Below are 218 nucleotides of genomic sequence, written 5' to 3'. Positions count from 1 at the left end.
TCGATCTCCACGTTCTACCGGCTGCTGCGCCGGGCCGGAGAGAGCCGAGAACGCCGCCGCCAAGCCACCCACCCGGCCACAGTGAAGCCGGAACTGGTTGCTTGCCGGCCGAATTCGGTCTGGTCATGGGATATCACCAAGCTGCGCGGCCCGGCGAAGTGGTCCTACTACTACCTGTATGTCATCTTGGACATCTTCTCGCGCTACGTCGTTGGGTG

At 62.8% G+C, this 218-nt stretch carries 1 protein-coding gene; it reads left to right on the top strand.

Going from position 1 to position 218, the window contains the following annotated elements; genetic code table 11:
* The coding region (locus BST27_RS31110) for a DDE-type integrase/transposase/recombinase (protein ID WP_139805541.1) at positions 1–218 on the top strand (218 nt) is incomplete at both ends.

This window comes from Mycobacterium intermedium (genome assembly GCF_002086275.1).
Taxonomy (GTDB): Bacteria; Actinomycetota; Actinomycetes; order Mycobacteriales; family Mycobacteriaceae; genus Mycobacterium; species Mycobacterium intermedium.
Note: the sequence above shows the minus strand (reverse complement) of the source record. Positions and strands in the feature narration are given on the sequence as shown.